Genomic DNA, 21,455 nt, shown 5'->3' with positions numbered 1-21,455 from the left:
CTACCGGGCGGATCGGCCGGCCCTGCTCCGCCGCTACCTGTTGCCGGGGAACGCCTGGCGCAACTCATCCACCAGCACCCGCTGGTTCTCCGAATAGTCCACCGGCACCGACACCAGGTGCACCCCGCCCTCGTTGAAGGCCGCTTCCAAGGTCGGGATGAACTGCTCGATGGCCGTCACCTCGTGGCCCTTGCAGCCATAGGCCTCGGCGTACTTCACGAAATCGGGGTTGCTGAAGGTCATGCCGTAGTCGGTGAATCCGTCCACGGCCTGCTTCCAGCGGATCATGCCGTAGGCACCGTCGTTGAGGATCAGCACCACCAGGTTCAGGCCCAGCCGGCGGGCCGTCTCCAGCTCCTGGCTGTTCATCATGAAACCGCCGTCGCCGCACACCGCCAGCACCCGCCGCTGCGGATACAGGATCGAGGCCATGATCGCCGACGGCAGGCCCGCGCCCATCGTCGCCAGCGCGTTGTCCAGCAGCAGCGTGTTGGCCACCTGGGTGCGGTAGTTGCGCGCGAACCAGATCTTGTACATGCCGTTGTCCAGCGCCACGATGCCATCCGGCGGCATCACCTGGCGCACGTCGTGCACCAGCCGCTGCGGGGTGAACCCGGCCTCTTCGGCCCGGTCGGCCAGGTGCTCGAGGATGGTCGCGCGCAGCGGCAGCAGCGCAGCGGCATCCGGCACCGCGCCCTCGATGCGGTCGGCCAGCTGGGTCAGCGAACGACCGATATCGCCGATCACCTCCACCTGCGGGAAATACACCTGTTCCACCGCCGCCTGCGAGTACCCGATATGGATCACCGTCGGCCCACCCGGGCGCATCACGAATGGCGGCTTCTCGGTGACCTCGTGGCCGATGGTCACGATCACGTCGGCCTGGTCGATCGCCATGTGCACGTAATCGCGCTCGGTCAGCGCCGCGGTGCCCATGTACAGGCCTGAACCACCGGCCACCGCGCCCTTGCCCATCTGCGTGGTGAAGAACGGGATGCCGGCGCGCAGCACGAACGCGGACAGCGCGTCGCTGGACTGCGGCCGCGAGGCCGCCGAAGCGATCATCAGCAGCGGCCGCTTTGCATTGCGGATGAGCTCTGCTGCCCGATCCAGCGCCTCCGGGCTGGCAATGGGACGGTCCACCGCGTGCGGCGGAATCAGCGCCACGCCCTCGACCTCATCGGCAGCAATGTCTTCGGGCAGCTCCAGCAACACCGGGCCCGGGCGCTCTTCCTGGGCGACACGGAACGCCTCGCGGACGATGGTCGGAATGGTGCGTGCCGAGACGATCTGCCGCGCCTGTTTGGTCAGCGGCTTCATCGTGCCGACGATGTCGACGATCTGGAAGCGCGCCTGCTTGCTGGCGACGATGCCCTTCTGGCCGGTGATCATGATCACCGGCCACGCACCCAGCAGCGCATAGGCGGCGCCGGTGGTGAAGTTGAGCGCGCCCGGGCCGAGCGTGGCCAGGCATACGCCCGGCTTGCCGGTCAGGCGGCCGTAAGTGGCCGCCATGAACACCGCCGCCTGTTCGTGGCGGGTGATGACCAGTTCGATGCTGGAATGGCGGAGCGACTCGACCACGTCGAGGTTTTCTTCGCCGGGAATGCCGAAAATGCGCTCGACGCCTTCGTTCTCAAGTGCGGCGACGAGCAGATCTGAACCCTTGGACATCGGATGCCGTCCTTTGTGCTGGACTGATGGTGGATCGTTGCAGGAAGGATGAGAGCCGCGCGTCAATGCTTGTCGAACCACACTGTCTGCGCGTTGACGAATTCACGGATGCCGAAGTGCGAGAGCTCGCGGCCGAAGCCGCTCTTCTTCACACCGCCGATCGGCACGCGAGGGTCGGAAGCGGAGAAGCCGTTGACGAACACACCGCCGGTCTGCAGCCGGCGCGCCAGCTGCATGGCCCGCGCGCGGTCACCGGTCCACAGGTTGCCGCTGAGGCCGAACTCGCTCTGGTTGGCCAGTTCCACCGCGTGGTCGGCATCGCGGGCGCGGCTGATCGAGGCCACCGGCCCGAACGTTTCCGTGTCAAAGGCCTGCATGCCCGGCTCCACGTCCGCCAGTACGGTGGGCGCGTAGAACGCGCCCGGGCGATCGAGCTGATGGCCGCCGACGAGCAGCTTCGCGCCTGCGTCCACCGAGGCGCGCACCTGCGCGTCCAACTGTTCCAGCAGGTCCTGGCGTGCCATCGGACCAATGCGATTGCCCGCTTCACGGCCATCACCGATGGTCAGCGCCTGCACTTTCTGGCAGAACTGCGCCACGAAGCGGTCGTACACCGCGTCTTCAACGATGATGCGCTTGCCGGCAATGCAGACCTGCCCGGTGTTCTGGAAGCGCGAGGTCACCGCCGCATCGACGGCCGCATCCAGGTCAGCGTCGGCCAGCACGATGAACGGATCCGAGCCGCCCAGTTCCAGCACCACCTTCTTCAGCGCCTGCCCGGCCTGGGCAGCGATGCTGCGGCCTGCGGCCACGCTGCCGGTCAGGGTGACTGCCGCAACGCGGTCATCGGCAATCGCGCGGCTGGTGCCCTCGCGGCTGATGTTGGCGGCGATGAAGGTGCCTTCCGGCAGCCCCGCGTCGCGCCAGGCGGCGTCGAGCAGCTGCGCGGTACCGACGATGTTCTCGGCCGGCTTCAGCAGGAAGCCGTTGCCCCCCATCAGGATCGGCACCGCCGCGCGCATCACCTGCCAGTACGGGAAATTCCACGGCATGATGCCCAGCACCACGCCCAGCGGCAGGTAGGACACGTAGGCCTTGTCATCGGGCACCTGGGTGGGTTCGTCGCGCAGGAACTGCGCGCCATGGTCGGCGTACCAGTCGCACAGCACGGCGCACTTCTCGATCTCGGCCAGTGCTTCGGCCTGGACCTTGCCCATTTCGGCAGTGGCCAGCGCGGCCAGCTTTTCACGGTCACGGCGCAGTACGGCGGCCATTGCACGCAGCACTGTGGCCCGCTGTTCGAGGCTGCTGGCGCTCCAGGCGGCGAAGCCGGCCTGGCCACGCTCGAGGATCGCATCCAGTTCGGCATCGGTGGCGAAGGGATGGCTGGCGATCTGCTGGCCGGTAGCCGGATCGCGGGAAATGGCGGTGGTGGGGGCAGCGGACATGCAGGTCTCCTGGTGTCTCGACGACGGGCGGCGGCCCGTCTCCTGCACAGGAATGTGGACCCGATTGGCGGAGGCAACAAGGCGTCTGCTTATCCTGTGACCTGCACTTACCTGTCTGAATGGGGGCTCTTGCAGGGCTGCGCCCTGCACCCGCAGAGGCAACGGCAACAGCCGAAGCAGCAGCAACAGCGGGCTATCCGTGGGATGGCGAGGTGGGTCCGGTTGCCGGAGACGCCGTAAACCCGTCCTTGGGGGCTTGGCCGCGGCATCCATGCCGCGGACACTCCCGCAACCGGACCCACCCCGCCTTCGACGGTTTTCCGCGATCTGTCGGGGCGGCGCTCTGCGTTGCTGTTGGTAGATGTCGACCTTGGTCGACACAGTAGACCCACGCCATCCGTGGATGACTCATTCGATATCTGAGAGAAAAATCGTGTCGACCAAGGTCGACACCTACCAACAGCCGCGCGGAACAAAGCCGCAGTTGCCAACAGCCGCGTGAACCTGTCGAAGGTGGGGCGGTGTCGGCGTGCGGGGTGTCAGCCGCATGGATGCGGCTGCCAAGCCCCCAGGGACGGGTTTACGGCGTCCCCGCACTCCGACACCGCCCCGCCAACCCACGGAATCCAGCTCTAGCTCTGGCTCTGGCTTTGGCCGTTGCATTGAGCAGGTGCAGGGCTGCAAGCCCTGCCGACCAACCTACCTACGCGGCAGGTAAGTGACCAGGGAAAGATCGTGCCGGCTCTCCGGCACCAGCGCCACGTACTGCAGGTCCAGCAGCCCGCGCGTGGGATGGTTCAGCTTCTTCGCACCCTCATCGAACCGGCGCACGTCGTGCTCCGGCCACCACTGGCGGAACTCCTCGCTATGCGCCGCGATGTCCTCCACCAGCGCCAGGAACGGCGCCTTGTCCGGCGCCTGCGCCATCGCCGCACGGAAGCCTGCCAGCAGGCCGCGGGTCATTTCTTCCCAGTTGAGGATCAGCGTGCGGTACGGCGGGTACAGGAACATCAGCCGCAGCGTGTTGCGCTCATGCGGCGCCAGTTGGCTGTAGTCCACGAACAGATCGGCGATGGCCGGGTTCCAGGCCAGGATGTCGAAGCGGGTGTTGCGCACATAGGCCGGGATCGGCTGCATCGCCTCCACCAGCTGGCGCAAGCCGTCGGTCACGCTCTCGTCCGGTGATTCCAGCGGCACGCCGTAGCCGGAGAGCGCGAACGCGTAGGCGCGTTCGTCGTCGCTCATGCGCAGCACCTGCGCCAGGCGCTCCAGCACCTCGGGCGAGGCGCGCACTTCACGGCCCTGCTCGATCCAGGTGTACCAGCTGACGCTCACCCCGATCGCCAGCGCGACTTCCTCGCGCTTCAGGCCCGGGGTACGCCGGCGCCCGGCCGGCAGGCCGAGCGTGGCAGGATCGACACGGGCGCGGCAGGCCTTGAGAAAGCCGCCGAGTTCCTTGCGTTCACTTTCGCTGCGCATCATCGCTACCGCCGTACCCGTTGTAGCGTCGAGCCATGCTCGACGCATCTGCTACTGCGCCAACAGCAGCCGAGCATGGGCTCGGCCCCACATCGGAAGCGTGATCAGCCACCCTCGGCATTGCGCACGAGGGTGACGATATCCGCGCAGGCGCGCCGATCAGGCATCGACGCGCTTGGAGCCCACGGCCAGGCCGGCCTTCAGGCTGGCCTCGACGAACTCGTCCAGGTCGCCGTCCAGCACCTTCTGCGTGTCCGACCGTTCGATGCCGGTGCGCAGGTCCTTGATGCGGCTCTGGTCCAGCACGTAGTTGCGGATCTGGCTGCCCCAGCCGATGTCGGACTTGGTGGCTTCCACCGCGTCCTTCTCGGCGTTGCGCTTCTGGATCTCCAGTTCATACAGCTTGGCGGCCAGCATCTTCATCGCGTTGTCGCGGTTCTGGTGCTGGCTGCGGCCGGTCTGGCAGGCCACGACGATGTTGGTCGGGATGTGGGTGATACGCACCGCCGACTCGGTCTTGTTCACGTGCTGGCCACCGGCACCGGACGAACGGTACACGTCGGTACGCAGGTCGGCCGGGTTGATGGTGATGTCGATGTTGTCGTCGATTTCCGGCGACACGAACACCGATGTGAAGCTGGTGTGGCGGCGGTTGTCCGAGTCGAACGGCGACTTGCGCACCAGGCGGTGCACGCCGGTCTCGGTCTTCAGCCAGCCATAGGCATAGTCGCCTTCCACGCGCAGCGTGGCCGACTTGATGCCGGCAACGTCGCCGCCGGAGACTTCCATCAGCTCGGTCTTCCAGCCACGCGATTCACACCAGCGCAGGTACATGCGCAGCAGGATCTCGGCCCAGTCCTGGGCTTCAGTGCCGCCGGCACCGGCCTGGATGTCGACGAACGCCGCCGCATTGTCCATCTCGCCGGAGAACATGCGCTGGAACTCCAGCTTCTCCACGTGGGCCTGGTGCTTGTCCAGGTCGGCGACCACGGCCAGGGCGGTGTCCTCGTCCTGCTCGGACTCGGCCAGCTCCAGCAGCTCGGTGGCATCGTTCAGGCCATCGAGCACCGAGGCGATGCCGCCCACGGTCTTTTCCAGGCTGGAACGTTCGCGGCCCAGGTTCTGGGCGTACTCGGCGTTGTTCCAGACGTCGGGGCTTTCCAGCTCCCGCGTTACTTCTTCAAGACGCTCTTTCTTGGCGTCGTAGTCAAAGATACCCCCGAAGCGACAGCACGCGATCGGTCAGATCGGTGATGCGCTGGCGGACAGGATTCAGTTCGATCATGTCAGCGGTTATGCATTCAAAAGATGACTGGTAATGATACCGCAGGCTGCGGGTGCCCGGAATGAGGGCCTCACCCTGCCCCCAGCGCCTGCCGCAGCAGCGGCAGCTGGCGCCGGCTGCACGGCACTTTCGCCCCGTCGACCATGTGCAGCAGGGCCTCGCCACCGTCCAGCGGCTCGATCGAGCGCAGCTGGCCCCGATGGATCAGCCAGCTGCGGTGCGGGCGCAGGAACTCGCCCGGGTCGAGCCGCTGCTCCAGCACCGCCATGGTGATCCGCAGCGGATAGTCGTGGCCGCGTACCCGCAGGTTCACATAGTTCCCCGCGGCCTGGGCATACTCCACGTCCGCCGTGGCGACCAGGAACTCCTTGCCCAGCTTGCGCACCAGGAAGTGCTGGGGGCGCTCGACCGGCTCCACCGGCGGGCCGACGTCCGGCTCGGCCAGCAGGCTCGCCTCGCCCTGCCTGCGCCGGCCGAACCAGCTGGCAAAGTGCTCCAGTGCCACGAACATCGCAAACGTGCGTACATCCTTCAGGTATTCGTAGGCAAAACGCTCCAGCCAGCCGGCATCATCCTGGTAGCGATGGCCCAGCGACCCGTAGGCCAGGTGCCGCAGCAGCACCATCCCCACCACGTGCAGCAGCGACCAGCCGACGCTGGCCAGCAGATACAGCGGCAATCGCCGCTTCCAGGTATCGGCATGCAGCGGCCAGCGCTCGCAGCCCCACCACAGCAGCGGCAGGGTCAACAGGACCAGGCCGAGGCTGCTGAACTCCCAGATCATCGGCTCCCACAGCCCGAGATCGCCGCCGCGGCGACTGGCGTCCATCACTTCCACCAGCGCATTGGTCACTGCCGAGGCCGACAGGATCGCCGCCCATACCAGCAGCCGGGTTGAAGTACGCCAGCGCGATGGTCGGCCCTGAGTCATTGCTGCATCCATGTCGTTGCGGTGCTCCAGCCTGCCTCAAGGGACAAAGGGTAGCGGCTCCATTGATCCCACCACCCCCGCCATTGGTCACTGCGTCGGTTCCAGCGGCCCCTTGCCAGTCGCCGCACGGACCGGGCGGCGTCACCTTGGCTCGACTCTCCGGCACACCACCACCATGACCCGACGCTACGACATCGACGCCCTGCGCGTGTTCGCCTTCGCCCTGCTGATCCTCTACCACACCGCCATGGCCTACGTGGACGACTGGGGCTTTCACCTCAAGAGCGTGCATACCGCCGAATGGCTGCAGTGGCCGATGCTGTTCGTCAACCGCTGGCGGATGTCGCTGCTGTTCCTGATCTCGGGTATCGCCATCGCGCTGATGCGGCCGGAAGGCAGGTTGCTGCGCTTCGCCGGCCTGCGCACCTGGCGGCTGCTGCTGCCGCTGCTGTTCGGCATGTTCGTGATCGTGCCGATCCAGCCCTATTGCGAAGGCGTGGCCAACGGCCACGTGGCACCCGGCTTCGGCCAGTTCCTGCTGCGCTACTGGCAGGTGCGGCCGTGGCCGGAAGGCAGCTTCGCCGGCTGGCAGTACGGCATCACCTGGAACCACCTGTGGTACCTGGCCTATCTGTGGAACTACACGCTGGCCTTGGCCCTGTTGATGCCATTGCTGGGAACGGCGGTGGTTCGCCGCGCGATGGCGCTCTGCGCAGCATCGCCGATGCTGCTGATCGGCCTTCCGTCCGCCCTGCTGCTGGCCTGGGTGATCTGGCTGGAGCCGATCTACCCGTCCACCAATGCCCTGCTCGGCGACTGGTACCAGCACGCGAAGTACGCGACGGTGTTCCTGGCCGGCTACCTGCTGGGTCGTGAACCGGTGTTCTGGGAGCGCGTGGTCGCCCTGCGCCGCACCACGCTATGGCTGGCGCTGGCTGCCGTCGGCTGGTATCTGGGGTTGCGCATCCTCGGCCAGGTATTGCCCGCCGATTCCCCGCTGCGGCAATGGCCCGAACCGTTCTGGGACCTGCAGGGCCGGGCCAGCCAGTCGCTTTACGTATGGACCGCGCTGCTGGCCATCCTCGGCTGGGGAAAGGTCTTCCTCGATCGCCCGTTCCGCTGGCTGCCGTACTGCACCGAGGCGATCTATCCCTGGTACATGCTGCACCAGAGCCTGATCATCGTGCTGTTGTTCTGGCTCAAGCCACTTCAGTTGGGCCCGTGGATGGAACCGGCCCTGCTGCTGGCCGGTACTGTCGGCGGCTGCCTGCTGATCCATGAGTTGCTGATCCGTCGCGTGCGTTGGCTGCGGCCCCTGTTCGGCCTGCGTGCGAATCCGCCGGCGGCGCCAATGGCGCGCACCGCAGTAGTGTAGAGCCGAGCCCGCGCTCGGCTGCTTCTGCCATGAGCCGAGCGCAGGCTCGGCTCTACATTGAGGCAGTCGAGCCAGCTCGACTCTACACGGGTGCCCGAGCGATCAACGCACCTCGAACTCGCCCACCAGCACGGTTTCGGCGCGATCCTTCAGCCGCATCGTCACCATCTGGTCCTTCTGCTTGGCCGTGCCCCAATGGGTGGTCAGGCGCAGCATCAGCGTCGTCGCACCGGTCACCAGCTGCTGGCGACTGCCGAAATAGTTCGCCTCGACCTTGTACTTGCCCGGCTTGGCGTTGCGCAGCGAGAACTGCTCGGGGCCATAGCCGCCGGTGAAGTCCTGCGACATCCGCCCGCCCTGGTAGGTCTGGCGGTTGCCGTAGTAGGCACGCTCGCCGTTCGGGTCGGTCACCCACAGGTCCATGTCGCTGTTGTCGGCATCCCAGGACAGCACCACGCGCAGGTCCAGCGGCATTGCCTGCAGCAGGCGCGGGTCGATGGCCGAGGTATCCAGCCGTGGCGTGCTGCGCGCCACCAGGTTGGTCAGCTCATCCAATGCGATCAGGGCGATGCCATCGAAGCGGCTGTCCCACGGCCGCACCACCACCTGGTACAGCGGCGCCAGCGCCTGCTGCGGCTTGCCGGCCGCTGCCAGCGCCAGGCCCAGGTCGCGGAAGCTCTGCGGTTCTTCCTGGCCCATCGCCAGCACCTGCTCGAACACCGGCACCGCCAGTGCCGGGGCATCAGCCTGCATCAGCCGGTAGCCGAGCACGCGCAGCAGATGCCGGTTGTCCAGATCCATCTCGGCCAGGTTCGACAGTACCCGCAGTGCCAGTTCGCGCTGGCCCTGCTCCAGCAGCAGGTCGGCCACATCGAGGAAGAACGCGCTGCTGTCGGCGTGGGCATCGCGCTCGGCCAGATAGCGGTCGTAGAGTTGCGACGGCGGGCCCTCGCGCAGGCGCCGGGCGATGGCCGAGTCCGGCTGCCAGGCCGCCAGCTGGATGCCGAGTTGGCCGTCGTTGGCAGCAGCGGGCGCAGCGACACGGCCACCAGTGACCGTGATTGAATCCAGGGCCTTGTTCGATGCAGGCGCTGAGCGACGCGCACGCGCGCTGCTGGCTTCCATGCGCTGCTCGGCGGCGGCGGCCATCGGTGCCGGGGCGGGTGGTGCCGCCGGGGCCGGCGCGGCGAGCATCGCCACCGGCGCTGATTCCATCGCGTAGTCCGCGGAGGCCACTTCGAGTGCCCCGCCCTTCGGCTGCGGCGGCACACCCTTCGGCCAGCTGCGGTTCCACCACTGCTGGCGCTCCTTCCAGCGAGCGGCCACTTCATCCAGGCGCTGGCGATCGGCTGCGGCGCGATCACTTACCTGCACTGCAAACCTGGCGTCGTACTTGGCGCGCAACGTGCCCGAAGGGCGGATCGCATAGCGCAGGTAGTCCTCCAGCGTCTCCAGCACGATCAGCGAGGTATCCGGCCCGACCAGGCCGAACTGTTGTGACAGGCGCTGCATCGCCTCGCGGTTGCCACGGCGATCGGCGGCCAGCTGCTGCAGGCGCGCCTGCGCCCACAAGCCCGCCAGCAGTTCTCCGTCGTTGCTCTTCTGCGTGGCGGGCAGCGCCTGCCATTCGCCGCCACCCACGCGCACCCGCATCGGCACACCGTCGGCCGCCAGTCGTGCATGCAGCCACAACCAGCCCTGGGCTTCACTGCGACGATCGATCACCACGTCCTGCACGCCGCGCCCTGCATCGACCTGCACATCCATCGGCGACGATAGCAGCTCACGGGCGGCCAATTCGACATCCTTCCCCAGCGCTACGAAGCGACCACCATGCGCTTCGCTCCAGCCACGCAGTCGCACGGCATCGGTGCGCGCGCCGGCGCTGCTGACCGCAAACAGGCGTTGGTCCGGCGCCATCGCCGGCAGCTGTTCCGGCCCATAGGTCAGCAGGCCATCGCTGACCAGCAGGTATTCCTTCACGCCCGGCTGCGGCTGCCACTGCGCCAGTGCGCTGGCGCCGTCCGGACGCACGGCCTGCAGTGCTGCGCGCAGCTCGTTCCAGTTGCCGGCGCGGATGCGGAATCGACGCACCGGCTCGGCGCGATCGCGCAGCACGGTCAAGGCCACGGTGCCGTCACCCATCGCAGCGAAGTAGCGATCCAGCAGGGCGAACTCACGCGAGCGATCGCGCTGTCCCGCCGAACCGGAGCCGTCCCACAGCAGGCCGATCTCGCTGGGCAACGTGCGCGGCGTGCTGCTGGCCACCACCGGCAGCTGCGCCAACAGGTAATGGCCGTCCTGCCAGGGCGCCACCTGCACCTGTGCCTGTCGGGCTGCCGGCAGGCTCCACTGCAGCTGCTGCGGCAGCTGCGCGCCCCTGCCCTGCCACTGCAGCTGGCCCGCGCTGATGCGGAATGGCGCCGTACCCGCGGTGGCCGTGTCGGGGGCCTGCAGTTTCAGCTCAACCGAGGCTGCACCGGCGGCGAACTGCAGCGGCAGTGTCCACTGCCAGCCTTGGCCGGCGAAGGCCAACGGCTCGCGAATCACCAGCTCCACGCGCCGGCTACCGCCGGCCGGCAGCGGGTAGATGCGCAACCGGAACTGGTTGCCAGCGGTCTGTTCCAGCAGGCCCGGGTCGACCCCGCGACGGGCGATCTCCTCGAACACCTGGCGGCCGCGATCCTTGGGCACCGGCACCGCGTCACGCATCTCGCCGTTGATATCCAGCGCGAAGCCGCTGACCTGCTGACCGTCGGCCAGCGGGAACTGCAGCTCGCCCTCCAGCACGCGCCGGTTCGGGTTGTGGAATTCCAGTGTGATCCGGGTCTGGGCGATGCCGGCCTGGACTTCGCCTTCGATGTGGGCGTGTCGCAGCTGCACCGCCTGCTCGGCGGCCGGGGCAATCAGCAAAGGCATGCTGGCCTGCGGCCGGGAGATCGGCGGCGACTGCGCGCCAGCGGGCCAGGCCGCGAGGGCCAGCAACAACACAGTGCAGCAACGGACGAAGACCATGAGCGGACTCCAGTGGGATCGTGAACCTTTGAACGCACCAGCAACCGTAATGGGGTTGGCGCCCCCAAAAAGGGGACGGAGGGGATTAAGTCGCAAGTGGCAAACAAGGCACAAGCGACTTAATCCCCTCCGTCCCCTTTTTTCATGCGGGCAGGCAGTGCTCCACGATCAGCTGGATGGCGCTGCCGCCGCGATAGTCGTCGCAGGCGAGGCGATAGGCGAGATGCACATGGCGACCGGGCGCGTTGCCGTGCCAGCCGCCGAAATGGATGGCGTTGATCGTGCCGGGTACGCCGGGCAGGCGCAGTTCCAGCTTCAGGTGACGCTCCTTCAGCACGCGCCAGTTGGCCACTTCGAAGTGGCCGTCGAACAGCGGCTCGGGGAAGCCCTGGCCCCACGGCCCGGCCAGGCGCAACGCATCGGCGTGGCGATGGTCCAGCTCGTCCGCCGCCAGTTCGCCATCACTGAGGACCTGCTGCTGCAGTGCCGCCGGGTCGAGCATTTCCAGCACCACGGCGACGAAGGCGGCCTTGAAGTCATCGACGTGGTCACGCCGCAGGCTGAGCCCGGCCGCCATGGCGTGGCCGCCGAAGCGTTCGATCAGGCCCGGATGGCGCGCGTCGACCAGCGCCAGGGCGTCACGGATGTGCAGGCCGGGAATCGAGCGCGCCGAGCCACGCAGGGTGTCGGCGCCCGGTTCGGCCGGGGCAAAGGCGATCACCGGGCGATGCAGGCGATCCTTCATCTTCGATGCGACCAGGCCAACCACACCCGGATGCCAGTCGGCATCGAACAGGCAGGCCGCCACCGGTCGCTGCCCCGACATGTCGAGCACCACGCGGGTCAACGCCTGCTCGGCATCGTCGGTCATCGACTGCTGCACGGCGCGCCGTTCCGAATTGATCTGCTCCAGCGTCTGCGCGATCTCGCGCGCCTGGCGCGGGTCTTCGGTCAGCAGCAGCGCGATGCCCAGCGCCATGTCTTCCAGCCGGCCCGCGGCATTCAGGCGCGGGCCGAGCGCGAAGCCGATGTCGGTGGCTGTGAGCCGCGCGGCATCACGGCCGCTGGCTTCGATCAGCGCACGCAGGCCGACACAGCCCTGCCCCGCGCGCAGACGCCGCAGGCCCGCGCTGACCAGTGCCCGGTTGTTCGGATCCAGCGCCACCATGTCGGCGACGGTGCCGACCGCCACCAGGTCCAGCAGCGTGGTCAGGTCCGGCCCCTTGCCATCGGCGAAGACGCCGGCCTCGCGCATGTGCCGGCGCAGCGCCATCAGCACGTAGAAGATCACGCCGACGCCGGCCAGCGACTTGCTGGGGAAGGCATCACCGTCGAGATTGGGATCGACGATGACATCGGCCGGCGGCAGCTGCGGCCCGGGTAGGTGATGGTCGGTGACCAGCACCTGCCAGCCCCGCGCCTTGGCCGCGATCACGCCCGCATGGCAGGCGATGCCGTGGTCGACCGTGACCAGCAGGTCCGGCTGCAGCTCGGCCAGCTCCTCCACCAGAGAAGGTGACAGGCCGTAGCCGTGCACCATTCGGTTCGGCACCGCGTGGAAGACATGCTGCGCGCCGAGCATGCGCAGGCCACGCACGCCGACCGCACAGGCGGTGGCGCCATCGCAATCGAAATCGCCGACCACCAGGATGCGCTTGTCATTGGCGATGGCCTCGATCAGCAGGCCCACCGCATCATCGATGCCGGTCAGCAGCTCGGGGGCGTGCAGATGGCCCAGTTTCGGCTGCGCCAACTCCGGTGTACCCGCGCCCCGGTTGGCATAGAGACGCGCCAGCAGCGGCAGCGTGCCCTCCGGCCAGCTGCCGGGCGCAACCGCATCGCGGCGGCGGATCGTCGGCGTATCAGGGAATGGCTGCACAGCATCGGCGGCAAGGGACATCGGCATCGCCGGGTTGCGGAAGACATCCCCATGATAGCGCGGGGTCGGATCTCTCTGCCCGCAGGAGCCCCCCCCCCTGATCGCGAGCATTTGGAATCTGCCAGCATATCTTCCATGCTTGTCGGCCCTGAAATGGACTTCAACGCATGCATCGCACGCTGCTTCCCGCGCTGCTGGGCCTTGCCCTGGCCCCGGCCGCCCACGCCGCCACACCCGAACCGAAGGCCGGCGTGCAGTTCCAGCACAACGACTGGTCGCTGGCCTGTGACAACACCCGCACCTGCCGCGCCGCCGGCTACAGCCCGGAAGAACCCGGCAATCTGCTCAGCCTGATGCTGGAACGCGCGGGCGGCCCGGCTACGAAGGTGCTCGCGCGGCTGCGCAATGGCGAGGATGGCGAAAGCCCGACGCCGACCGGGGCGCTGCGCCTGCGCCTGAACGGCAAGGACCTGGGCCCGGTGCACGACACCGGCGACGGGGACAACGTGTTGTTGCAGCAGGCACAGACCGATGCACTGGTCGCCGCACTGCCGCGCCAGGCACGCATCGAGATCATCGACGGCAAGGGCAAGGCGTGGCCGATCTCCGACAGCGGCGCAGCGGCCGTACTGCTGAAGATGGACGAGGCCCAGGGCCGGCTGGGCACGCCCGGTGCGCTGGTGCGGCGTGGCGACAAGCCCGAAGCGAGCGTGCCTGCGGCGTTGCCGGTGCCAGTGATCGTGCGCGGCACGCTGATGGCACCGCGCGCCTCGGACGCGGCGCTGGCCAAGGCACCGGGCCTGCGCAAGGCGCTGATCGCCAGCCTGCCGAAGCCGGATGAGTGCGGCCGCCTGAGCGATGGCGGGACAGATGAGATCGAGATCCAGCGACTGGACGCCCAGCATGTACTGGCAAGCACCAGTTGCTTCGTGGGTGCCTACAACATGAGCAACGCCTACTGGGTGGTGCGAGATAAATCGCCGTACCAGGCGACCTTTGTCACCAACCTGGCCGAAGATTTTGACCGCGATGACGCTACGCTGCGAGGCCGCTCCCGAGGCCGCGGTGTCGGCGATTGCATCTCCGCCAATGACTGGGTGTGGGACGGGGAGCGCTTCGTGAAGAGCAGCGATTTCACGACGGGCCAGTGTCGCAATATGCTCGGTGGGCACTGGACACTGCCGACGGTGGTCAGCGAGGTCCGTTGAGGCGCCGCTACCTGCGGTAGTGCCGGCCGCTGGTCGGCAACCCCGACAAATCCTGGGGGTCAGAGCCGTTTTCCGATGGAAAACGGATCCGACCCCGATCGGTCGACCCCGATCAATCGTGAAGCTGGCGCGGCTTCTTCCAGAACTGCCAGCGCTGGCCGCGGTCCAGCTGGAACTGCAGGCCGTCCTCGAAATCCAGCACCAGCCGCTGCAGCTCGCCACGCTTCAGCGCGGCCAGCAGCGGCCGGATTGCATCATTGCCGAGCTGCTGCAGCGAACGCAGCTGGCGCAGGTCGACCAGTGCATCCACCGCCTGCTCGCCATCCACGGCTACGCCAGCCGCCAGGGCCAGGCCCTGCAGCAGGGCATCGCGGCTGCGCACCTGTGCGTGCGGCGTGCTGACCGACACCGGCATCACGCCACCGCCCCAGAACCACAGCGAATTGATCGGCTGTTGTCCCTGAGCGGCGCGCTGCTGGTTCCAGGAATGGTTGTGCAGCAGTACCTGCGCTTCGGTCATCAGCGCCCGCCAGCGACGGCCGCCCTCGCCCTCCGGCAGATGCGAGAACAGGTCATCGCCCAGCACCTCGTCCGGACTATTGAAGTCCGGCAGCACCAGGTCGATTGGAAGCCGCAGGTACCAGCGCGACGGGTCCGGTGCGTCAAGCACGAACCCGGCATCGGCAAACAAGGGCTGCAGCACCGGCAGCAGGGCCAGGCTGTCGGCCAGCGTCGGCCGCAGCGTTTCGCCGTAGGCCATCATCCGCGCGCCATGCATGTCCGGCACCATGCAGGCCGGATCGGCACGCAGCCAGCTGGCGCCGGCCGCATCGCCGACGTCGCGCTGGCGGGTCAACGCGGCCACCGGCCAGTGCGGCGCGGCAACCGCGAAATGGCGCGTCAGCTGCGCGCGTTCGCCAGGCGCGACCTGCACGGTCGTGGCACGGCCGAGCGCACGTGCCACATCGTCCGGCAACGCAGCCGCGGCAAAGCGGCTGCGGGCCGGCAACAGCAGGGTCGCCGTTGCCACCGTTTCAGTCCACGTAGCTGACGCTGACGATCTCGTACTCGCGCTGGCCGGCCGGGGCGTCGATCACGATCGAATCGCCTTCCAGCTTGCCGATCATCGCGCGCGCCACCGGCGAGGAAATCGCGATCAGGCCCAGCTTGATGTCCGCTTCCAGGTCACCGACGATCTGGTACTTCTTCTCTTCGTCGGTTTCCACGTCGGCCAGCGTCACGCTGGCGCCGAACACCACCTTGGAGCCGGAGTTGAGCTTGCTCACGTCGATGATCTCGGCGTGCGACAGCTCGCCTTCCAGCTGCTTGATGCGGCCTTCGATGAAGCCCTGTTCCTCGCGCGCGGCGTGGTACTCGGCGTTCTCCTTCAGGTCGCCATGCTCACGCGCTTCGGCGATGGCGGCGATCACCTTCGGGCGCTTGACCGACTTCAGGTGATCCAGTTCGTCGCGCAGCTTCTGCGCGCCCTTCATGGTGATGGGGGCTCTCATGCATTCAACTCCTTGTGCAGCTCCTGCAGCGACCAGACGGGACCGGTGCCGCGGAATTCCAGTGAATCCACCAGCGCCTTGGCGCCGGCAATGGTGGTCGAGTAGGTGACGCGATGCTGCAGCGCCTCGCGACGGATCGAGAACGAGTCGTTGATCGCCGAACGACCTTCGGTCGTGTTGACGATGTAGACGATCTCGCCGTTCTTGATCGAGTCGACGATGTGCGGACGGCCTTCGACCACCTTGTTGATGATCTCGCAGTCCATGCCGTGCTGCTGCAGCCAAGCGGCGGTGCCACGGGTGGCGACCAGGCTGTAGCCACGCGCCAGCAGCGCCTTGGCCACCGGCAGCACGCGCTTCTTGTCCGGATCACGCACCGAGACGAAGGCCTTGCCAACCGGCGGTGCCTTGATGCCGCCGGCTTCCTGCGCCCGCGCGAAGGCGGCGTTGAAGGTGCGGCCCACGCCCATCACCTCACCGGTGGAGCGCATCTCCGGCCCGAGGATCGGGTCGACGCCCTGGAACTTGGCGAACGGGAAGATCGCTTCCTTCACCGAGTAGTAGTCCGGCACGATTTCCTTGGTCGCGCCCTGCTCGGCGAGCGTCTTGCCGGCCATGCAGCGGGCGGCGATCTTGGCCAGCGGCATGCCGGTGGCCTTGGACACGAACGGCACGGTGCGCGAGGCACGCGGGTTCACTTCCAGCAGGTAGATGGTGTCGGCACCCTCGTCGCTGGTCTGGATCGCGAACTGGGTGTTCATCAGGCCGACCACGTTCAGGGCCTTGGCCAGCTCCACCACCTGGCGGCGCAGCTCGGCCTGGGTTTCAGCCGACAGCGAGTACGGCGGCAGCGAGCACGAGGAATCGCCCGAGTGCACGCCGGCTTCTTCGATGTGCTCCATCACGCCACCGATCAGGACGTTGCCCTGGGCATCGGCAATGATGTCGACGTCGCACTCCACGGCGTTGTCGAGGAAGCGGTCCAGCAGCACCGGCGAATCGTTGGACACCTTCACCGCGTCGCGCACGTAGCGGGCCAGGTCGGCTTCGCCGTAGACGATTTCCATCGCACGGCCGCCCAGCACGTAGCTCGGGCGCACCACCAGCGGGTAGCCGATCTCGCGGGCCAGCAGCAGGGCTTCCTGGTCGTTGCGGGCGATGCGGTTCGGCGGCTGCTTCAGGCCCAGCTTGTCGACCAGCTGCTGGAAGCGCTCGCGGTCTTCGGCCAGGTCGATCGAGTCCGGGCTGGTGCCGATCACCGGCACGCCATTGGCTTCCAGCGCGCGCGCCAGCTTCAGCGGGGTCTGGCCGCCGTACTGCACGATCACGCCCTTCGGCTGTTCCAGTTCGACGATCTCCAGCACGTCTTCCAGGGTCAGCGGTTCGAAGTACAGGCGGTCGGAGGTGTCGTAGTCGGTCGACACGGTTTCCGGGTTGCAGTTGACCATGATGGTTTCATAGCCATCCTCGCGCAGCGCCAGTGCCGCGTGCACGCAGCAGTAGTCGAACTCGATGCCCTGGCCGATGCGGTTCGGGCCACCGCCCAGGATCATGATCTTGTCGCGGTTGCTCGGCGCGGCCTCGCACTCGTCCTCGTAGGTCGAGTACAGGTAGGCGGTACCGGTGGAGAATTCACCCGCACAGGAGTCCACGCGCTTGTAGACTGGGCGCACCTTGTGCGCACGACGCAGCGCGCGGATGGCGGCTTCATTGGTGCCGGTCAGCTGCGCCAGGCGCGCATCGGAGAAGCCAGCACGCTTCAGCTTGCGCAGGCGTGCGGCGTCCAGCGCGTCGATGCCACCGGCCGCGACTTCGCCTTCTGCAGCGATGATTTCCTCGATCTGGTCCAGGAACCAGTGGTCGATGAACGACAGTGCGTAGATCTCTTCCACGCTCATGCCGGCGCGGAACGCATCGGCGACGAAGAACAGGCGCTCCGGGCCCGGCGCCTTCAGCTCGCGACGCAGGGTCTGCAGGTCGTCTTCGTTGGCCAGGTCCAGGCCGGTCGGGTCGAAGCCGACCTTGCCGGTTTCCAGGCCACGCAGGGCCTTCTGCACCGACTCCTGGAAGGTGCGGCCCATCGCCATCACCTCACCCACCGACTTCATCTGGGTGGTCAGGCGGGCGTCGGCGGCCGGGAACTTCTCGAAGGCGAAACGCGGGATCTTGGTGACGACATAGTCGATCGACGGTTCGAACGAGGCCGGGGTCAGGCCACCGGTGATCTCGTTCTTCAGTTCGTCCAGGGTGTAACCCACGGCCAGCTTGGCGGCGACCTTGGCGATCGGGAAGCCGGTGGCCTTGGAGGCCAGCGCCGAGGAACGCGACACGCGCGGGTTCATCTCAATGACGACCACGCGGCCGGTCTTCGGGTTGATGCCGAACTGCACGTTCGAGCCACCGGTATCGACGCCGATCTTGCGCAGCACGGCGATGGAGGCATCGCGCAGGCGCTGGTACTCCTTGTCCGTCAGGGTCTGCGCCGGCGCCACGGTGATCGAGTCACCGGTGTGCACGCCCATCGGGTCCAGGTTTTCGATCGAGCAGACGATGATGCAGTTGTCCGCAGTGTCGCGGACCACTTCCATCTCGAACTCCTTCCAGCCCAGCACCGACTCTTCCACCAGCACCTCGGTGGTCGGCGACAGTTCCAGGCCGCGGCTGACGATCTCGACCAGCTCTTCGCGGTTGTAGGCGATGCCGCCACCGCTGCCGCCCAGAGTGAAGCTGGGGCGGATGATGGTCGGGTAGCCGACGCGGGTCTGGATCTCCAGCGCTTCGTCCAGGGTGTGGGCGACGGCGGCGGTCGGGCATTCCAGGCCGATCTCACCCATGGCCACGCGGAACAGCTCGCGGTCTTCGGCCATGCGGATCGCTTCGCGCTTGGCGCCGATCAGTTCGACGTTGTACTTCTCCAGCACGCCGTTGTCGGCCAGGTCCAGCGCGCAGTTCAGCGCGGTCTGGCCACCCATGGTCGGCAGCAGCGCATCGGGCTTTTCCTTGGCGATGATCTTCTCGACCGTCTGCCAGTTGATCGGCTCGATGTAGACGGCGTCGGCCATCTCCGGGTCGGTCATGATCGTGGCCGGGTTGCTGTTGACCAGCACCACGCGGTAACCCTCGTCACGCAGGGCCTTGCAGGCCTGGGCGCCGGAGTAGTCGAACTCGCAGGCCTGGCCGATGACGATCGGGCCAGCACCGATGATGAGGATGGTCTTGAGGTCAGTGCGCTTGGGCATTTTCTTCTCTAAGTCAGTACAGCGTGACAAGGGGGAGTGATCGCACGCTGTCGATCAGGAATCTTGATCCGCAGCGCCGCGCCGGGGGCAGCAGCGATGCGGGGTTTACGGTCCATCGCGACGCCACCGGGGGGGCCGGCGGCGTACTGATCACGCCTTGGCCTGCTCCATCAGCACCACGAAGCGGTCGAACAGCGGACCGACATCGGTCGGGCCCGGCGACGCTTCCGGGTGGCCCTGGAACGAGAACGCCGGCACGTCGGTGCGGGCGACACCCTGGTTGGTGCCGTCGAACAGCGAGCGGTGGGTCACGCGCAGGGTCGGCGGCAGGGTCGCTTCATCGATCGCGAAGCCGTGGTTCTGCGAGGTGATCATCACCCGGCCGCTGTCCAGGTCCTGCACCGGGTGATTGGCACCGTGGTGGCCATGGCCCATCTTCATGGTCTGCGCGCCCGAGGCCAGGCCCAGCAGCTGGTGGCCCAGGCAGATGCCGAAGGTCGGGATCTTCACATCGATGAAGGTCTTGATCGCTTCGATGGCGTAGTCACACGGCTCCGGGTCACCCGGGCCGTTGGACAGGAACACGCCGTCCGGCTTCAGGGCCAGCACTTCGGCGGCCGGGGTCTGCGCCGGTACCACGGTCACTTCGCAGCCACGCTCGGCCAGCATGCGCAGGATGTTGGTCTTCACGCCGAAGTCGTAGGCCACGACCTTGAACCGGGCCGGCACGCTGACGAAGGCATTGGCATCCAGGTCCAGCTGGCCCTCGGTCCAGGTGTAGGTCTTCTCGGTAGTGACGACCTTGGCCAGATCCATGCCCTTCAGCCCCGGGAACTTGCGGGCGGCTTCCAGTGCCTTTTCCACGTCGATGTCGCCGGCCATCAGCGCACCGTTCTGCGCGCCCTTCTCGCGCAGGATGCGGGTCAGCTTGCGGGTGTCGATGCCGGCGATGGCAACCACGCCACGCTGGATCAGCCAGTCCTGCAGCGACACCTGGCTGCGCCAGTTGCTGGGGCGGCGCGGAACGTCGCGCACGATCAGGCCGGCCGACCACACCTTGGACGCTTCGTTGTCCTGGTCGGTCATGCCGGTGTTACCGATATGCGGATAGGTCAGCGTGACCATCTGCCGGGCGTAGGACGGGTCGGTCAGCACTTCCTGATAGCCGGTCATGGCGGTGTTGAACACCACCTCACCGACGGACAGGCCGGGCGCGCCTACGGATTCGCCCTCGAATACGGTGCCGTCTTCGAGGACGAGGATTGCGGCTTGGGTCACGGGAATCTCACTTTGGCTACCGAGGGGGCTGCCGAAGTCACGCCTGCGCTTCACGGAAATCCGGTTGCAAAAAAGCGCGGACGTACGGTCTGGGACCGGTCCGGCTTTCGTGATTCGGCGAGTGCGAATTGTAGCGCTGCCGGGGCGCTCGCGCCAGCGGTTATCGCGCTTCATGAACAGGCGATTGCGCATTCATTTCAATCCGATGGCGTATGCGGGCCGGAGGCGGGGTCGGATCCATTTCCCGAATGGGAAAGGCTCTGACCCCAGGCGCCCTCGGATGGGGTCAGAGCCCTTTCCGCAGGAAAGGGATCCGACCCCAGGAATCAGCCCGCCCTACTGCAGCAGATCCCTTACCCGGTAGCTGCCCGGCGCCCGCCCCTGCAGCTGGCGGGCGGCGAACAGGGCGCCGCGGGCGAAGATGTCGCGGTTGGTGGCCCGATGCACCAGCTCGATGCGCTCGCCCAGACCGGTGAACTGCACCAGGTGCTCGCCCACGATGTCACCGGCACGCAGGCTGGCGTAGTGCGGCTCCGCCCCGCCCCGTTGCGCGGCCGCGCCCAGGGTCAGCGCGGTGCCCGATGGCGCATCCTTCTTCTGGGTGTGGTGCGATTCGACGATGTCGCAGTCCCAGCCGGCCAGCGCCTGCGCCGCGCGCTCCACCAGCTCGTCCAGTACCGCCACGCCCAGGCTGAAGTTCGAGGCCCATACCAGCGGGATCTTCGCCGCCGCGGCCTCCAGCGCCTGGCGCTGCGTGCTGGAGATACCGGTGGTGCCCGACACCAGCCCGGCACCCCGCTCCACGCACAGCGCCAGCATCGGGTCGAAGCCCTCCGGCAGGCTGAAGTCGATCGCCACATCGAACACCGGCGCGCCGGGCAGCTCACTGGCGCCGAAGAACGGCACGCCGTCGACCACGCGCTGTGCCGGCGCACGGCCGGTCACTGCGGCCACGATCTGCAGGGTTTCGGGATGTTCGGCGGCCAGCCGCAGCAGGGCCTGGCCCATGCGCCCGGAGGCACCGTGAATGAGCAATCGCAAGGGAGTCTGGTTCATGCCTGCAGGCTAGCGGCAGCACGCCCGCTCCGGCAAGCGCCATCGCTGCTACGCTGCATGCCCTTTCATGCAATGGA

The 21,455-nt window shown here is 67.3% G+C and carries 14 protein-coding genes; 2 read left to right on the top strand and 12 right to left on the bottom strand.

Features of this window, described 5'->3' with window-relative positions:
• Nucleotides 1-33: 33 nt before the first annotated feature.
• The 5 genes from AC5P5W_RS04800 to AC5P5W_RS04780 form a co-directional block, all read right to left on the bottom strand.
• Nucleotides 34-1,674, bottom strand: a complete 1,641-nt coding sequence (locus AC5P5W_RS04800) for an acetolactate synthase large subunit (protein ID WP_142234669.1) — start codon at nucleotides 1,672-1,674, stop codon at nucleotides 34-36.
• 62 nt (nucleotides 1,675-1,736) lie between these two features.
• Complete coding sequence (locus AC5P5W_RS04795) at nucleotides 1,737-3,122, bottom strand: NAD-dependent succinate-semialdehyde dehydrogenase (RefSeq protein WP_142234668.1); 1,386 nt, start codon at nucleotides 3,120-3,122, stop codon at nucleotides 1,737-1,739.
• A gap of 699 nt (nucleotides 3,123-3,821) precedes the next feature.
• Complete coding sequence (locus AC5P5W_RS04790; RefSeq protein ID WP_021204557.1) at nucleotides 3,822-4,604, bottom strand: helix-turn-helix transcriptional regulator; 783 nt, start codon at nucleotides 4,602-4,604, stop codon at nucleotides 3,822-3,824.
• A 156-nt stretch (nucleotides 4,605-4,760) separates the two neighbouring features.
• Nucleotides 4,761-5,886 (bottom strand): peptide chain release factor 2 gene (prfB, locus tag AC5P5W_RS04785; RefSeq protein WP_014037064.1). Its coding sequence is split into 2 segments (ribosomal slippage): nucleotides 4,761-5,810 and nucleotides 5,812-5,886, totalling 1,125 coding nucleotides; the frame shifts between segments, so codons are not numbered across the junction.
• Nucleotides 5,887-5,956: 70 nt separating this feature from the next.
• Nucleotides 5,957-6,817, bottom strand: coding sequence for a LytTR family transcriptional regulator DNA-binding domain-containing protein (locus AC5P5W_RS04780; RefSeq protein ID WP_197574922.1), 861 nt, complete (start codon nucleotides 6,815-6,817; stop codon nucleotides 5,957-5,959).
• A 175-nt stretch (nucleotides 6,818-6,992) separates the two neighbouring features.
• On the opposite strand from AC5P5W_RS04780, the gene AC5P5W_RS04775 reads away from it, so the two are divergent.
• Nucleotides 6,993-8,192, top strand: coding sequence for an acyltransferase family protein (locus AC5P5W_RS04775; protein ID WP_049418897.1), 1,200 nt, complete (start codon nucleotides 6,993-6,995; stop codon nucleotides 8,190-8,192).
• A 102-nt stretch (nucleotides 8,193-8,294) separates the two neighbouring features.
• On the opposite strand, the gene AC5P5W_RS04770 is transcribed toward AC5P5W_RS04775, so the two are convergent.
• On the bottom strand, nucleotides 8,295-11,207 hold the full coding sequence (locus AC5P5W_RS04770; RefSeq protein WP_197574511.1) for a DUF2135 domain-containing protein: 2,913 nt from the start codon (nucleotides 11,205-11,207) through the stop codon (nucleotides 8,295-8,297).
• Nucleotides 11,208-11,349: 142 nt separating this feature from the next.
• On the bottom strand, nucleotides 11,350-13,107 hold the full coding sequence (gene recJ / locus AC5P5W_RS04765; protein WP_481443349.1) for a single-stranded-DNA-specific exonuclease RecJ: 1,758 nt from the start codon (nucleotides 13,105-13,107) through the stop codon (nucleotides 11,350-11,352).
• Nucleotides 13,108-13,253: 146 nt separating this feature from the next.
• Here recJ and AC5P5W_RS04760 point away from each other — a divergent pair, with 146 nt between their 5' ends.
• Nucleotides 13,254-14,294 carry a DUF1176 domain-containing protein gene (locus AC5P5W_RS04760; protein WP_197574513.1) on the top strand — a complete coding sequence of 347 codons (1,041 nt, stop codon included), beginning with the start codon at nucleotides 13,254-13,256 and terminating at the stop codon, nucleotides 14,292-14,294.
• Between the two features lie 112 nt (nucleotides 14,295-14,406).
• Here the strand turns inward: AC5P5W_RS04760 and AC5P5W_RS04755 are convergent, their stop codons facing one another.
• The 5 genes from AC5P5W_RS04755 to dapB form a co-directional block, all read right to left on the bottom strand.
• Nucleotides 14,407-15,324 carry a Regulatory protein, RpfE type gene (locus AC5P5W_RS04755; RefSeq protein ID WP_014646995.1) on the bottom strand — a complete coding sequence of 306 codons (918 nt, stop codon included), beginning with the start codon at nucleotides 15,322-15,324 and terminating at the stop codon, nucleotides 14,407-14,409.
• A gap of 4 nt (nucleotides 15,325-15,328) precedes the next feature.
• Nucleotides 15,329-15,793: a transcription elongation factor GreA gene (greA, locus tag AC5P5W_RS04750; protein ID WP_495220878.1), complete on the bottom strand. Its 465-nt coding sequence runs from the start codon at nucleotides 15,791-15,793 to the stop codon at nucleotides 15,329-15,331.
• Between the two features lie 8 nt (nucleotides 15,794-15,801).
• A complete protein-coding gene (gene carB, locus AC5P5W_RS04745) occupies nucleotides 15,802-19,044 on the bottom strand; it encodes a carbamoyl-phosphate synthase large subunit (protein WP_046429957.1) in 3,243 nt (1,080 codons plus the stop codon).
• Nucleotides 19,045-19,194: 150 nt separating this feature from the next.
• A complete protein-coding gene (gene carA, locus AC5P5W_RS04740) occupies nucleotides 19,195-20,322 on the bottom strand; it encodes a glutamine-hydrolyzing carbamoyl-phosphate synthase small subunit (RefSeq protein WP_014646993.1) in 1,128 nt (375 codons plus the stop codon).
• Between the two features lie 336 nt (nucleotides 20,323-20,658).
• On the bottom strand, nucleotides 20,659-21,378 hold the full coding sequence (gene dapB / locus AC5P5W_RS04735; RefSeq protein ID WP_080052982.1) for a 4-hydroxy-tetrahydrodipicolinate reductase: 720 nt from the start codon (nucleotides 21,376-21,378) through the stop codon (nucleotides 20,659-20,661).
• Nucleotides 21,379-21,455: the final 77 nt, after the last annotated feature.

It is taken from the genome of Stenotrophomonas sp. YJH_SMC_123 (genome assembly GCF_059368215.1).
This window is presented reverse-complemented; position numbering and strand designations above follow the sequence as displayed.

Coding starts and splice junctions, on each gene's coding strand:
- AC5P5W_RS04800 (WP_142234669.1), bottom strand. CDS start 1,674: ATGTCCAAGGGTTCAGATCTGCTCGTCGCCGCACTTGAGAACGAAGGC.
- AC5P5W_RS04795 (WP_142234668.1), bottom strand. CDS start 3,122: ATGTCCGCTGCCCCCACCACCGCCATTTCCCGCGATCCGGCTACCGGC.
- AC5P5W_RS04780 (WP_197574922.1), bottom strand. CDS start 6,817: ATGACTCAGGGCCGACCATCGCGCTGGCGTACTTCAACCCGGCTGCTG.
- AC5P5W_RS04770 (WP_197574511.1), bottom strand. CDS start 11,207: ATGGTCTTCGTCCGTTGCTGCACTGTGTTGTTGCTGGCCCTCGCGGCC.
- recJ (WP_481443349.1), bottom strand. CDS start 13,107: ATGTCCCTTGCCGCCGATGCTGTGCAGCCATTCCCTGATACGCCGACG.
- AC5P5W_RS04790 (WP_021204557.1), bottom strand. CDS start 4,604: ATGATGCGCAGCGAAAGTGAACGCAAGGAACTCGGCGGCTTTCTCAAG.
- AC5P5W_RS04760 (WP_197574513.1), top strand. CDS start 13,254: ATGCATCGCACGCTGCTTCCCGCGCTGCTGGGCCTTGCCCTGGCCCCG.
- carB (WP_046429957.1), bottom strand. CDS start 19,044: ATGCCCAAGCGCACTGACCTCAAGACCATCCTCATCATCGGTGCTGGC.
- AC5P5W_RS04775 (WP_049418897.1), top strand. CDS start 6,993: ATGACCCGACGCTACGACATCGACGCCCTGCGCGTGTTCGCCTTCGCC.
- dapB (WP_080052982.1), bottom strand. CDS start 21,378: ATGAACCAGACTCCCTTGCGATTGCTCATTCACGGTGCCTCCGGGCGC.